General features: G+C 76.0%; 2 protein-coding genes. Both read left to right on the forward strand.

What is annotated here, in order from left to right; translation table 11 throughout:
* Positions 1–8: 8 nt before the first annotated feature.
* The gene (locus EF387_RS43655) at positions 9–9,461 is read left to right on the forward strand and encodes a type I polyketide synthase (protein WP_238432044.1); all 9,453 of its coding nucleotides are present in this window, start codon (positions 9–11) and stop codon (positions 9,459–9,461) included.
* 38 nt (positions 9,462–9,499) lie between these two features.
* Entirely contained in the window at positions 9,500–15,718 is a 6,219-nt protein-coding gene (locus EF387_RS43660) for a type I polyketide synthase (RefSeq protein WP_128382157.1), read from the forward strand.
* Positions 15,719–15,737: the final 19 nt, after the last annotated feature.

A 15,737-nucleotide genomic window follows, 5' to 3' on the forward strand; every position in this document is an offset into this window, starting at 1 on the left:
CCGCCTGCGTGGCCGGGCTGTGGTCACTGGAGGACGCCTGCCGGATCGTTGCCGCACGTGCGGAGCTGATGCAGGAGCTGCCGGCCGGCGGTGTCATGTGGAGCGCCGCCACCAGCGAGACCGACGTCGCCGGCCTGCTGGGCGAGGGCGTCGCGCTGGCCGCCGTCAACGGACCCGCCGCCGTCGTCCTGTCCGGCGAGGAAGGGCCGGTCACCCGTGCCGTGGACGTGCTGCGCGAACGGGGCGTGCCAGTACGGCAGTTGCGGGTCTCGCACGCGTTCCACTCCCCGCTGATGGCCCCGGTGCTGGACCACTTCCGCGAGGTCGTGGAGTCCGTGGAGTATCACGAGCCCCGGATCCCGGTGCTCGCGACGGGTGGTGGCCGCACCGATGTGACCAACCCCGACTACTGGGTGGCACAGGTGACCGGCACCGTCCGGTTCGCCGACGCCCTCACCCACGAGATCGGCTCCTGGCTGGAGATCGGCCCCGCTCCGGTCCTGACCGCGCTGGCCGGGGACGCGGGTGTCCCCGCGGTGCGCGGCCCGCAGTCCGAAGCCGCTGATGTGCTGCGGGCCGTGGGGCGGTTGTGGCTGCGCGGACACGACATCGACTGGACGGCCGTACTCCCGGGCCGCCGCCGCGTCGACCTGCCCACCTACGCCTTCCAGCACCAGCGCTTCTGGCTTTCCGGCGACGGCAGGCCCGCGCCCCTGTTGCCCGCCTCCCACCCCCTGCTCACCGGCTCCCTCGCGCTCGCGGGAGCGCCGGCCCACGTCTGCACCGGACACCTCTCCCTCGCCGACCAGCCGTGGCTCACCGATCACCGGCTCGGGGACACCCCGGTCGTGCCCGGCGCGGCCTTCGCCGAGCTGGCCCTGCACGCCGGTGTGCGGGACGGCTTCGACACTCTCGCCGAGCTGACCCTCCATCAGCCCCTCGTGCTGCCCGGCGACGGCGGCGTCGACCTCCAGCTCACCGTAACCCCCGACGCCGACGACGTGGGCACCGCGGCCGTCGCCGTGCACGCCCGCGCCGACGCCGACCTGCCGTGGGTGCTGCACGCCAGCGGCTCCCTGGTCGCGGACGCTCCCCCACCTCCGTCGCCTCCGGCGGCCTGGCCGCCCCCGGGTGCGGAGCCCCTGGCGACGGATGACCTCTACGACGCGTTCGCCGCGCACGGCGGCGTCGCGTACGGCGATGCCTTCCAGGGCCTGCGTGCGGCCTGGCGCCTCGGTGACACCGTGTTCGCGGATGTCGTCCTGCCGTCGGGCACCCCGCCCGGCGCGTTCGGCGTCCACCCCGCGTTGTTCGACGCCGCCCTGCACGCGGCCGTGTTCCTGGACGGTGCAGACGCGGCGCCGCGTGTGCCCTTCAGCTGGAGCGGCGTGTCCCTCTCGGCCCGGGGCGCCCTTGCGCTGCGTGTGTGTCTGACCCGGACCGGGCCGGACGCCTTCTCCGTCGCCGCCACGGATTCCGACGGCAACCCCGTCCTCCAGGTCGGCTCCCTGGTCCTGCGCGAGATCGCGGACGTCGAGCCCGACCCGCTGCGCGACGCGTTCTTCGCCACGCGGTGGCGTCCCCTGCCCCTGCCGGAATCGTCGGCGCGGGCCTCCCGTTCGTGGGCGACGGTGAACTTCGGGACCGGAGGCCCCGCGGACCGGCCGGGCTTCGACGCGTTGTGTGCCGACGGGGGATCCGATGTGCCGGACGTGGTGTTCGTCGCCCTCACGGCGGACGCGTCGGACGGCAGTGTCACCGCCACCCATCGCGCCGTCCTTGCGGCCTGGGAGCTGTGCCGGTCGTGGCTGGCGGACGACCGGTTCGCCGGGGCACTGCTCGTGCCGGTGCTGCGGAACGCGGTCGCGACGTCCGACGACGCGGTCCCGGACCCGGTTCTCGCAGCCTGCTGGGGCCTGTTGGGTGCGGCGCAGGCGGAGAACCCCGGCCGGATCGTGCTGGTCGACGCCGACCCGGCCGCCCTCGACCCGGCCACGGTGCTGCCGGTGCTGGACGGTGACGAGCCGCGCCTGGCGGTCCGGGCGGGGTCGGTGCTGGTGCCCCGCCTCGCCGCGGTGCCGGCGAGCGTTCCGGAGCCCGGTGCAGGGGGCCTCGGCGGGGACGGCACGGTGCTGGTCACCGGCGGCACCGGGGCGCTCGGCGGGCTGCTCACCCGGCACCTGGTCGAGCGGCACGGTGTTCGGCGGCTGCTGCTGACCAACCGCGGCGGCCCGGACGAGCCGCGCGCGGCGGCGCTGGCCACCGAACTGCGGGCGCTGGGGGCGGAGGTCGACGTCGTGGCGTGCGACCTCGCCGATCCGGCGGCGGTGGCGGCGCTGCCGGCCGCCGCTCCCCCGGGCCGCCCGCTGACCGCGGTGCTGCATCTGGCCGGTGCGCTCGACGACGGGCTGTTCACCTCGCTCACCCCGGAACGCATCGACCGGGTGCTCACGCCCAAGGTCGACGGAGCCCGGCACCTGTACGAGGCGACCCGGGACCTCGATCTGCGCGCGTTCGTGCTGTTCTCCAGCGCGTCCGGGCTGCTGGGCGGCGCGGGCCAGGCCGCCTACACGGCCGCCAACGCCCATCTCGACGCGTTCGCCGCGCGGCTCCGCGCCGAGTACGGGTTCCCCGCCCAGTCGCTGGCCTGGGGCGTCTGGGCGGCCGGTGGAGGTATGGCCGCCTCCCTCTCCCCACTGGCCGTCCGGCGGCTGGCGCGGGCGGGGCTCCGCGAGATCGGCGACGCGCAGGGTGCCGCGCTCTTCGACGCGGCCCTCGCGTCCGGTACCGCCTGCCTGGCCCCGGTGGCGCTCGACCGGGCGCAGCTGCGCAGGTCGGCCGCCGACGGGTCCCTGCCCCCGGTCCTGCGCGATCTGGCGCCGAGGCCCACGCGCGGCACCGGCGCCGGTCTCGCGGCGCGGCTGGGGTCGCTGCCGGAGGCCGACGCCGAACGGCAGTTGCTGGACGCCGTGCTGGCCGCCGCCGCCACGGTGCTCGGTCACCGCAGCGCGGCCGATGTCGAGGCGCGGCGCAGCTTCCAGGAGCTGGGGTTCGACTCGCTGGCCGCGGTCGAGTTCCGTACCGCGCTCGGCACCGCGCTCGGACGGCCACTGCCCGCGACGCTCGTGTTCGACCACCCCACGCCGGTCGCGCTGGCCCAACATCTGCGGGCCCAGATGGCCGGTGCTGTCGCGCCCGGGATGGGGGACACGGCGCCGGTTCCGGGGCCCGCGGACGATCCTGTGGTCGTGGTCGGGATGGGCTGCCGGTTCCCCGGCGGCGTCCGGACGCCCGAGCAGTTGTGGGAGCTCGTCGCGGCCGGTACGGACGCCATCTCGGAGATGCCGTCGAACCGTGGCTGGGACCTGGGTGCCCTCTACGACCCCGTCCCCGGGACGCCCGGCAGGAGCCACACCCGTCACGGCGGGTTCCTGCACGACGCCGACGAGTTCGACGCGGAGTTCTTCGGCATCGCCCCCCGGGAGGCGGCGGCGATGGACCCCCAGCAGCGTCTGATGCTGGAGGTCGCGTGGGAGACGCTGGAGGACGCGCGGGTCGCGCCGGAGAGCCTGCGGGGCTCGCGGACCGGGGTGTTCGCGGGGGTCATGTACAACGACTACGGGTCCTGGCTGCACGATCCGTCGTCGGAGACCGGCGGTTACGGCGGGCTGGGCACGGCGGGCAGCGTGCTGTCCGGTCGGGTGGCGTACGTGCTCGGTCTGGAGGGTCCCGCGGTCAGTGTCGACACGGCGTGCTCGTCCTCACTGGTGTCGCTGCACCTGGCCGCCCAGGCGCTGCGTGCGGGCGAGTGCGATCTGGCGCTCGCGGGCGGGGTGACGGTCATGTCGACGCCCTCGACCTTCATCGACTTCAGCCGGCAGGGCGGTCTGTCCGCGGACGGCAGGTGCCGGTCGTACGGGGCGGGTGCGGACGGGACCGGCTGGGGCGAGGGTGCGGGCCTGGTGCTGCTGGAGCGGCTCTCGGACGCGCGCCGTCACGGGCACGAGGTGCTGGCGGTGGTGCGTGGCTCCGCGATCAACTCCGACGGCGCGTCGAACGGTCTGACGGCGCCCAACGGCCCCTCCCAGCAGCGGGTGATCCGGGCCGCGCTGGCCGGCGCCGGGTTGTCCGCGGCGGACGTCCAGGTCGTCGAGGGACACGGCACCGGGACGGTGCTCGGCGATCCGATCGAGGTGCAGGCGCTGCTGGCGACGTATGGGCGGGACCGGGCCGAACCGCTGTGGCTCGGTTCGGTGAAGTCCAACATCGGTCACGTGCAGGCCGCGGCCGGGATCGCGGGCGTGCTCAAGATGATCCTGGCCATGCGGCACGGGACGTTGCCTGCCACGCTGCACGCGGACGAGCCGTCCGGTCAGGTCGACTGGGGGTCCGCGGTCGCGCTGCTGACCGGTGCGCGGCCGTGGCCGCAGGGGCCGCGCCGGGCCGCGGTGTCGGCGTTCGGGGTGAGCGGGACCAACGCGCACGTGATCCTCGAAGGCGTCGTCGCGGACGAGCGGGCCGCCGAAGCGCAGCAGACGCCGCTGCCGGCGGCGGGTGTGCTGTCGGGGCACACCCCCCGAGCGGTGCTCGCGCAGGCCGAGTCGCTCACCGGCCACGTGCGGGAACGGCCGGGGCTGTCCTCCTCCGACGTGCTGTACACGCTGGGCACCGGGCGGTCGCCCCTGCGGTACCGGGTTCCGGTGGCCGCCGCCGACCGGGACGGCCTCCTCGCCGCGCTGGCCGCGCTCACCCCGGACGACGTCGTCACGGCGGGCAGGCCGCGGACCGCGTTCGTGTTCACCGGCCAGGGCGCGCAGCGCGCGGGCATGGGCCGGGGCCTGTACGCGGCGTTCCCGGTGTTCGCCCGCGCGCTCGACGAGGTCTGCGACCATCTGGACACCTACCTCACGGCGCCGGTGCGGCCCGTGCTGTTCGGCGAGGACGGCACCCTGCTCGACCGGACCGTGTTCACCCAGACCGCCACCTTCGCCGTCGAGGTCGCCCTGTTCCGGCTGCTGGAGTCGTGGGGGGTGCGGCCCGACGCGGTCGCCGGGCACTCCGTCGGCGAACTGGCCGCCGCGCACGTCGCGGGGGTTCTGGACCTTCCCGACGCGTGCGCGCTGGTGGCGGCGCGCGGTCAGCTGATGGAGGCGCTGCCTGCCGGGGGCGCGATGATCGCGGTCGCCGCACCCGAGTCGGAGGTCGTCCCGCTGCTGGGCCCGGGAGCGTCCCTCGCCGCGGTGAACGCCCCGGACGCGGTGGTGATCTCCGGCGACGACGACGCCGTCACCGCGATCGCCGAGCTGCTGGCCGGGGCGGGCCGCCGTACGCGGCGTCTGCGGGTCAGTCAAGCGTTCCACTCCGCGCGCATGGAGCCGATGCTGGCCGAACTGACGGCGCTGGCCGCGGAGTTGACTTTCCGCGAGCCGCGGCTGCCGCTCGTCTCCGGCGTCACCGGCACCGTGCTGGACGCCGGGGAGTGGGCCGCACCGGAGTACTGGGCGCGGCAGGTGCGCGACACCGTGCGGTTCGCCGATGTCCGGGCGGCGTTGCGCGCCGACGGGATCGGGCTGTGCGTCGAGGTCGGGCCGGACGCGGCGCTCACCGCGAACGCCCCCGCCGATCTTCCGCACGTGCCGCTGCTGCGCCGTGACCAGGACGAGCCGGACTGTCTGCTGCGTGCGGTGGCGACCGCGCACGCGCACGGTGTGGACGTGGACTGGGAGGGTGTGTTCGCGGGCCGGTCCGCGCGCCGCGTCGCGCTGCCGACGTACGCGTTCCAGCGGTCCCGGTACTGGCTGCCGCGGAGCCCTGCCGGTGCGGGCGCGCGCGGGGGCGGTCTGACCCCGCTGGAGCATCCGCTGCTGGGCACGGGCGTCGCCCTGGCCGACGGGGACGGGGCGCTGTTCGCGGGCACGCTCTCGGCCGCGGCGCTGCCGTGGCTCGCCGAGCACGTGGTGGGCGGTACGCCGCTGCTGCCGGGCAGTGCGTTCGTCGAGCTGGTCACGCACGCCGCCGACCATGTGGGGGCGGCCGTGGTCGAGGAACTGCTGCTGCAGGCGCCGTTGCGGCTGCCGGCGTCCGACGCGTCCCCGGTGGACATCCAGGTGCGGGTGGGGGCGGCCGGCGAGGACGGGCGGCGTGCGGTGTCGGTGCACGCGCGGTGCGAGGGAGGCGACTGGGCGGAGCACGCGTCGGCGACGGTGCGTGACGACGGCGCCGCGGCGGGCGTGCCGGAGTGGACCCTGTCGTGGCCGCCCGCCGGTGCCGAGGTCCTGGACGTCTCGTCGCTGTACCCCGCGCTGGAGGCGGCCGGGTACGGCTACGGTCCGACGTTCCGGTGTCTGCGCGCGGCCTGGCGGCGCGGCGAGGAGGTGTTCGCCGAGCTCGCGCTGCCCGAGGAGGCGGCCGCCGGGGCGGACGCCTACGGTGTGCATCCGGCGCTGCTGGACGCCGCGCTGCACGGCCTGTCGCTGGCCGTGCGGGAGGAGGACGGCCTGAGGCTGCCGTACGCGTGGACCGGAGTGCGTGCGGGGGCCACCGGGGCGTCGGCGGCACGGGTGCGGCTGAGTCCGGCGGGCGACGGCCGGCGCGTCGAACTGGCGGACTCCGCGGGCAACGTGGTGCTCGCTGCCGATTCCCTGGTGCTGCGGGCGGTGTCGCCGGAACAGGCCCCGTCCGAGGGCGGTTCGCTGTTCCGGCTGGACTGGACGACGCAGGTGCCCGCCGGTGAGCCGCGCCGCCTCGTCGTCACCGGCGAGGACGTGTTCGGTCTGGCCCGGGCGGGCGGCGGCGGGAGCGGTGACGGGATCGCCGTGCTGTGCGTGCGCGGTGAGCCGGGCGACACCGTGGCCGCGGCGCACGCGAGCGCCGGACGGGTGCTGGCCGGGGTGCAGGCCGCGGCGGACGGCGAGTTGGTCGTGGTGACCCGGGGCGCGGTCGCGGCCGGGCCCGCCGAGGACGTGACGGACCTCGGCGCCTCGGTGGTGTGGGGGCTGGTGCGTTCCGCGCAGAGCGAGCACGCGGACCGCTTCACCCTCGTGGACATCGACGACGACCCGGCCTCGCTCGCGCTGCTGCCGCGCGTGCTCGGGCAGCGTGAGCCGCAGTTGGCCCTTCGTGCGGGGGTCGCGCACGTGCCGCGTCTCGCCCCCGTGGACACGGCCGGCGCTCTGGTGCCCCCGGCCGGGCCGTGGCGGCTGGACAGCACCGGCGGGGGCACGCTCGACGCGGTGGCACTCGTGCCGTTCCCCGAGTCGCGGCGCCCGCTGGGCCCGCACGAGGTGCGCGTCTCGGTCCGGGCCGCGGGGCTGAACTTCCGGGACGTGATGGTCGCGCTGGCGGTCGTGCCCGGACTCGACGGCATCGGCGGGGAACTGGCCGGGGACGTCCTGGAGGTCGGCGCCGAGGTGCGGGACCTCGCCGTCGGGGACCGGGTGATGGGTCTGTGCCCGGCCGCGTTCGCTCCGGTCGCGGTCACCGACCACCGCTGGCTGACGAAGCTGCCGGAGGGCTGGAGCTACGAGCAGGGAGCGGCGGTCCCCGTCGCGTTCCTGACCGCCTACTACGGCCTCGTCGACCTGGCGGACCTGCGGCCGGGTGAGTCCGTGCTGGTGCACGCAGCTGCGGGCGGCGTCGGCACGGCCGCCGTCCAGCTCGCCGGGGTGCTGGGCGCCGAGGTCTACGCGACCGCCAGCCCGGGCAAGCAGGACGTGCTGCGCGGCCGGGGCATTCCCGCGGAGCGGATCGCCAACTCACGGACCCTGGACTTCGAGTCGGAGTTCCTCGCCGTCACCGGCGGGGCGGGCGTCGATGTCGTGCTCGACTGCCTGTCCGGGGAGTTCGTCGACGCCTCGCTGCGGCTGCTGCCGCGCGGGGGCCGGTTCCTGGAGATGGGCAAGACCGACATCCGCGACGCCGACCGAATCGCCGGGCAGTACCCGGGGGTGCGCTACCGGGTGTACGACGTCCAGGACGCCGGTCCGGACCGGACCCGGGAGATGCTGGACGTCCTGGCGGCACACTTCGCCGACGGTTCCCTGACCCCGCAGCCGATCACGGTGTACGACGTGCGGCGCGCCCCGGACGCGTTCCGGGCGCTGAGCCAGGCGACGCTAGTCGGGAAGGCGGTGCTGACGCTCCCCCGTACGCCGGACCCGGCGGGCACCGTGCTGATCACCGGCGGTACCGGTGCGCTGGGCGGGCTGCTGGCCCGGCACCTCGTCGAGCGGCACGGCGCCACGCGGCTGGTGCTGACCAACCGCAGCGGCGGGGACGCGCCGGAAGCGCGGAAGCTCACCGAGGAACTGCGCGGGCTGGGCGCCGAGGTCACCGTCGCGGCCTGCGACGTCGCAGACCGGCCGGCCGTCGAGGCACTGCTGGGTTCGATCCCGGCGGCGCATCCGCTCACCGCGGTGGTGCACGCGGCGGGCCGGCTCGACGACGGCGTCGTGGCCACGATGACCGAGGAGCAGCTGCACCGGGTGCTCGCGGCGAAGGTCGACGGCGCGTGGCACCTGCACGAGCTGACCCGTGACCTCGATCTGGCGTCGTTCACGCTGTTCTCCAGCGCCGCCGGGCTGTTCGGCGGCGCCGGGCAGGCCAACTACGCGGCCGGCAACGCGTTCCTCGACGCGCTGGCCCAGCACCGCCGCGCCCACGGGCTCCCCGGCCAGTCGCTGGCGTGGGGCGCGTGGACGGCGTCCGGCGGCATGGCCGGGACGCTCGACGACACCGCGGTGCGCCGGATGACGCGGAACGGGTTCGCCCCGATCACCGACGGGGCGGGGCTCGCCCTGTACGACGCGGCGGTGGTCCGCGACGTGGCGCTGACCGCGGCGGTTCCGCTCGCCACCGGACGGCGGCCCGGCCCCGACGAGGTGGTGCCGCCGCTGCTGCGCGGCCTGCTGAGGGCCGCGCCACGCCGGGCCGCGGCCTCGGCGGGCGGGACAGGGAGCGGTACGTCGCTGCGCGACCGGCTGGGTGCGGTGTCGGCCGAGGACGGTGTGCGGCTGCTCACCGATCTGGTGCGCTCCGGCGCCGCCCGCGTGCTGGGCCATGCCTCGTCGGAGTCGGTGCCCGCGGACCGCGCGTTCAACGACCTCGGCTTCGACTCGCTGACCTCGGTGGAGTTCCGCAACCACCTCAACCGGCTGACCGGGCTGCGGCTGCCCTCGACGCTGGTGTTCGACCACCCCACGCCGGAGCTGCTGGCCGGGTATCTGCGGACGGAGCTGGCCCCGGCGGAGGTCTCCGCGCTGGAGGCGGGCCTGACGGCGCTGGAGCGGGCCGAGGCCCTGCTGGCCGCGGTGCCGGCCGACGACGGGGACCGCCACCGCGTCACCCGGCGGCTGCGGGCGCTGCTGGCCGGCTGGGGGGACGACCCCGGCGGGCCCGCGTTCGCCGACGCCGGTACCGACGACCTGTTCGCCATGATCGACCAGGGCTATGCCGGGCCCTGACCCGCGCTGCCCCCGGAACCAGCGAGGAGCCACCCCGAATGTCCGAAGAGGACAAGCTGCGCGACTACCTGCGCCGCGCCGTCGCCGACGCCCACCGGTTCCGTCGGCAGTTGCAGGAGACCGAGGACAAGGCCCGCGAGCCCATCGCGCTCGTCGGGCTGGCCTGCCGGTTCCCCGGCGGCGTCACCGGTCCGGACGACCTGTGGCGCATGGTGTGTGACGGTGTCGACGGTCTCTCCCCCTTCCCCGCCGACCGCGGCTGGGACGCCGCCGACGTCTACGGGGAAGACGCGGGTGCCCGCGCCGCGCACGGCGGGTTCCTCGACGCGCCCGGCGACTTCGACGCCGAGTTCTTCGGCATCTCGCCGCGCGAGGCCCGGGCGACCGACCCGCAGCAGCGGCTGCTGCTGGAGGTGTCGTGGGAGGCGCTGGAGCGGGCGGGGATCGACCCGCACACGCTGCGCGGCAGCCGGACCGGTGTGTTCTTCGGCGGCACGTCGCAGGAGTTCGGCGGTCTGCTCGCCGCGTCCGAGCACGCCGAGGACGGTCACATGCTGACCGGCACGTCGGCGAGTGTGCTGTCCGGCCGGGTGGCCTATGTGCTCGGGCTGGAGGGCCCGGCGCTCACCGTGGACACCGCGTGTTCGTCGTCGCTGGTGACGCTGCACCTGGCCGCGGAGTCACTGCGCCGCGGGGAGTCCGCCCTCGCCCTCGTCGGCGGGGTCACCGTGATGGCCACGCCTGCCGCTTTCGGCGAGTTCTCGCGGCAGGGCGGGCTGGCCGGCGACGGCCGCTGCAAGGCGTTCGCCGAGGCCGCCGACGGCACCGGCTGGGGCGAGGGCGTCGGGGTCGTCGTGGCGGAGCGGCTGTCCGACGCGCGGCGGCTGGGGCACCCGGTTCTGGCCGTCCTGCGCGGCAGCGGGATCAACCAGGACGGCGCGTCCAACGGCCTGACCGCGCCCAACGGACGGTCGCAGCAGCGACTGATCCGGCAGGTGCTGGAGGCGAGCGGGCTGACCGGCGCGGACGTCGACCTGCTGGAGGCGCACGGCACCGGCACCACGCTCGGCGATCCGATCGAGGCACGGGCCGTCCTCGCCACGTACGGGCAGAACCGCGCGGAGCCGGTCGGGCTGGGGTCGGTGAAGTCCAACATCGGCCACACCCAGTACGCGGCGGGCATCGCCGGTGTCATCAAGGTGGTGCTGGCGCTGCGGCACGGTGTGCTGCCCAGGACCCTGCACGTGGACGAGCCGAGCCGCCACGTGGACTGGGCGTCCGGCTCGGTGCGGTTGCTGACCGAGACGATCCCGTGGCCGGACACCGGCCGGCCACGCCGGGCGGCGGTCTCCTCCTTCGGGGTCAGCGGCACCAACGCCCACGCCGTCTTCGAGCAGGCGCCCCCGGACGAGAGCGAGGCCGCGCCCCCGTCCATGGGAGGGCCGCTGCCGTTCGTGCTGTCGGCGCGTACCGCGCCGGCGCTGCGCGAGCAGGCCGGCCGGCTGCGGTCGTGGGTGACCGACCTGGACGTGCCGCTCGGTGATGTGGCGCATTCCCTGCTGCGCCACCGGGCCCTCTTCGAGGAGCGGGCGGTCGTCGTGGCCTCCGACGCTGACGAGCTGGCGCAGCGCCTCGGCCGGCTTGCCACCGACGCGCCCGACCCGTCCGTGGTGACCGGCCGGCGGCAGGACGGCCGCGTGGTGTTCGTCTTCCCCGGCCAGGGTTCGCAGTGGGCGGGCATGGGCCGTGCGCTGGCCGCGGAGTCCCCGGTGTTCGCCGAGGCGCTCGGCGAGTGCGCCGAGGCCCTGGCGCCGCTGGTCGACTGGTCACTGACCGATGTGCTGGCCCGTGACGCGGACGATCCGCTCCTCGCGCGGGTCGATGTCGTACAGCCCGCGCTGTGGGCGGTGATGGTGTCGCTGGCGGCGTGGTGGCGCTCCTGCGGGGTGCGGCCCGCGGCGGTGGTCGGGCACTCCCAGGGCGAGGTGGCCGCGATGTGCGCCGCGGGCGGGCTCACCCTCGCCGACGGTGCGCTGATCGTGGTCACCCGCGCCAAGCTGGTGCGGGCGAAGCTGTCCGGGGCCGGTGCGATGATCTCGGTCGCGGCCGACGCCGGCACCGTGACGAAGCTGCTGGAGCCGTGGGCGGGCCGGCTCGGCATCGCGGGGCTCAACAGCCCGCGCAGCACGGTGGTCTCGGGGGACGCCGATGCCGCGGACGAACTGCTCGCCCAGTGCGCCGGGGCGGACATCCGGGCCCGGCGGATCGCGGTGGACTACGCGTCGCACTCCCCGCACGTCGAGGTGCTGGAGGACGAACTGCGCGAGCTGCTGGCCGGGATCAGGCCGGTCTCCTCAGCGGTGCCGTTCCTCTCGACGGTCACGGGCGAGCCGATGGACACCGCGCTGGCCGACGCCGGTTACTGGTACCGCAACCTGCGCGAGCCGGTGCGGTTCGACACCGCCGTGCGGGCCCTGCTGACCGAGGACCACCGGACGTTCGTGGAGACGAGCCCGCATCCGGTGCTCGCCTCGGCCGTGCACGAGACCGCGGACGCCGCCGGCACCGGTGTGTGCGCGGTCGGGTCGCTGCGCCGCGGCGAGGGGGACCTGCGGCGGGCGCTGCTGTCCCTGGCCGAGGCGCACACGACGGGCACGCCCGTGGAGTTCCCGGTGCCGGCCGGGCGGCGGGCCGATCTGCCGACGTACCCGTTCCAGCGGCGGCGGTTCTGGCTCGACGCGCGGCCAGGCACCGGTGATGTGCGCGCGGCCGGGCTCGACACCGCCGACCACCCGCTGCTGGGCGCGGCGCTCGACCTCGCCGACGACGGCGGCCTGGTCGCCACCGCCCGGCTCTCGGTCGCGACGCACCCCTGGCTGGCCGACCACGCCGTGTCCGGCCGGGTGCTGCTCCCCGGCACGGCCCTGCTCGAACTGGGCTGCTGGGCGGGCTGGCAGCTCGGCTGCGACGTCGTGCGCGAGCTGACCCTCCAGGCACCGGTGCTGCTGCCCGCGAGCGGGGCGGTGCGTCTGCAGGTCGCCGTCGGCGGTGCGGACGAGGACGGCGAGCGGACGGTCACCGTGTCCTCACGCCCCGATCGTGCCGAGGCGGGCGAGGCGTGGACCTGCCACGCGGTCGGCGTCCTCGGTGTCCTCGGTGTCCTCGGTGAGGTTCCCGCGCCCCCGCCCACGGAGACGACCGCCTGGCCGCCCGCCGGCGCCGAGCCGGTCGACGTGACCGGGCTGTACGAGCGGATGCGCGCCGGCGGGCTGGAGTACGGACCGGCCTTCCGCGGGCTGCGCCGGGCGTGGCGCCACGGCGAGGACGTGCTCGCCGAAGTCGTCCTGGCCGCCCGGCCCGACGACGGCTACGCGGTGCACCCCGCGCTGCTCGACGGCGCGCTGCACGGCCTCGCCCTCCTCGACGGGGCCGGGGTGGCGTCGATGCCGTTCGAGTTCACCGACGTCCGGGTGCACTCCGCGGGCGCGCGGACGCTCCGGGTCCGGCTCGGCCGCGGTGCGGACGGCTCGGCGCGGCTGACCGCCGAGGACGGCTCGGGCGCCCCCGTCGCCGGCGTCGGCGGGGTGGCGCTGCGTCCGGCGTCGAACGCGGCCGGCTCCGCGGCGGACACCGTGTTCCAGGCCGACTGGGTGCCGGCCGGCACCACGGTGCCCGTGCCCGGCGACGCCGTGGTGGCGTACGCGCCGGACCCCGGCGGCGACCCGGTGGCGGACGCCCATCATGCGGCGGAGTGGGCCCTGGACCGGCTGCGGGCGTGGCTCGCCGAGCCGGACGGACGCACGCTGGTCGTCGTCACCCGGTCGGCGACCGCGGTGACCGACGGCGAGCCGGTCCACCCGGCGCACGCCACCGTCTCCGGGCTGGTCCGCAGCGCGCAGGCGGAGAACCCCGGCGGCATCGTGCTCGTCGACACCGACGATCCGGCGGGCCCGCTGCAACTGGTCGACGGCGAGCCGGAGATCGCGTTGCGGGCGGGCCGGGCCCAGGTCCGCCGGCTGCACCGCTCCCCCGGGGCGGCCCTGGCCGTCCCGGACGGCGGGGGCTGGCGGCTGGACACCACCGCACGCGGCACGTTGGGCGGCCTCGCCCCGGTCGCGGCGCCCGGGGCCGGGCGCGAACTCGCCGAGGGCGAGGTCCGGATCGCCGTCCGCGCGGCCGGGCTGAACTTCCGCGACGTACTGATCGCGCTGGACATGTACCCCGGCGCGGCGAACCTGGGCAGCGAAGGCGCGGGCGTCGTCGTGGAGACCGGGCCGGGGGTGGACACCTTCGCTCCCGGGGACGCGGTGATGGGCATGTTCGACGGCGCGTTCGGGCCTCTCGCGGTCGCCGATCACCGGCGGGTCGTGCGTGTTCCGCGCGGCTGGTCCTTCGAGCGCGCCGCCTCGGTACCGATCGCGTTCCTCACCGCGTACTACGGCCTGGTGGACCTCGCGGGGCTGCGGCCCGGGGAGAAGGTGCTGGTGCACGCCGCCGCGGGCGGGGTCGGCGGCGCCGCCGTCCAGCTCGCCCGGCACCTGGGCGCGGAGGTGTTCGGCACGGCGAGCCCGGCCAAGCACCCGCACCTGGCCGAGGCGGGACTGGACGCGGCGCACCTCGCCGGTTCACGGACCGCGGACTTCGAGAAGGCCTTCGCCCCCGGCGTCGACGTCGTGCTCAACTCGCTGACGGGTGACCTGCTCGACGCCTCGCTGCGGCTGCTGCACGGCGGCGGCCGGTTCATCGAGATGGGCAAGGCCGACCCGCGGGACGCCGACGAGGTCGCGGCCGCCCACCCGGGCGTCCGCTACCAGCGGTTCGACCTGGCCGAGGCGGGTCCGGACCGGATCGCGGAGATGCTGGCGACGCTGGTGGACCTGTTCGAGTCGGGCACGCTCGTGCCCCCGCCCGTCACGGTGCGGGACGTCCGCGAGGCACCGGAGGCGTTCCGGGTCCTCAGTCAGGCCGGGGTGGTGGGCAAGATCGTGCTGCGCGTCGATCCCTCGTTCGCCGCGGACGAGACGGTCCTGATCACCGGCGGCACCGGCACCCTGGCCAGGCTGCTCTGCCGGCACCTGATCACCGGACACGGGCTGCGTCACGTCACGCTGCTGAGCCGCCGCGGCGGCCCGGTGCCCGAGGAGCTGGCCGGGCTGCCGGCCGACATCACGGTGCTGGTCTGCGACGTCTCCGACGAACGGGCGCTCGGCGCGGCGCTCGACGGCATCACGCGTCGGCACCGGCTCGCCGGTGTCGTCCACGCGGCGGGTGTGCTGGACGACGGCATCGTGGAGACCCTGGATGCCGGCCGGCTCGCCGCCGTGCTGCGGCCCAAGGTGGACGGGGCGTGGCATCTGCACCGCCTGACCGAGCACCTCGATCTGCGGCTGTTCGTGCTGTTCTCCTCGGCGGCGGCGACGTTCGGCAACCCGGGACAGGGCAACTACGCGGCGGCGAACGCCTACTTGGACAGTCTGGCGCAGCACCGGCACGCGCGCGGACTGCCCGCTACGTCGCTGGCGTGGGGGCTGTGGCAGGAGCGCAGCGCGATGACGGAGGCGGCCGAGGGCCCCGGCCTGGCGACGGAGGAGGCGCTGGCGTCGTTCGACCGGTCGGTGCGGTCGGCCCGGCCGGTGCTCGTCCCGGCGCGGCTCGGCCCGCGCCGCGCGGGCGAGGTCGTGCCTCTCCTGCGCGACCTGGTCCGGGCTCCGCGCCGTCGGGTGGCCGGTCCGGCCGATACCGGTGAGTCGATGGCCGGCCGCCTGGCGGCGATGACCGGGGCGGAGCGTCAGGAGCAGCTGGTCGCGCTGGTGCGGGCGCAGGTGGCGGCCGTGCTCGGCCACGAGGGTCCCGACGGGGTCGCCGTCGACCGTTCGTTCCGGGAGCTGGGCTTCGACTCGCTGACGGCGGTGGAGCTGCGGAACCGGCTCAACGCGGCCACGGCGCTGCGGTTGCCGGCGACGCTGGCGTTCGACTACCCGACGCCGACGGCCCTGGCCGCGTTCCTTGCGGACGAATTGGTGCCGGATGCCGCGCCTGACCGCCCGGCGGATCCGGACGACGAGGTCCGCGAGCTGCTGAGGACGATCCCGGTGTCCCGGCTGCGGGCGGCGGGTCTGCTGGACGCCCTGGTGGAGCTGGGCCGTTCGGTCACCGGCCTCTCGGCGGAGGAGCCGGAGGTTCCGGAGGCGGACATCTCCCGCATGAACGCGGCCGACCTGGTCCGCATGGCCATGACGGCACGCGAGCCGCAGTAGGAGGAGGACGGGGGCGTAC

The sequence above is a fragment of the Streptomyces cavernae genome, from assembly GCF_004023625.1.
In the GTDB taxonomy this organism is placed as follows: domain Bacteria; phylum Actinomycetota; class Actinomycetes; order Streptomycetales; family Streptomycetaceae; genus Streptomyces; species Streptomyces cavernae.

What these genes read in the sequence shown, in the direction of transcription:
- EF387_RS43660 (WP_128382157.1), top strand. Translation starts at nt 9,500, where the DNA reads ATGTCCGAAGAGGACAAGCTGCGCGACTACCTGCGCCGCGCCGTCGCC.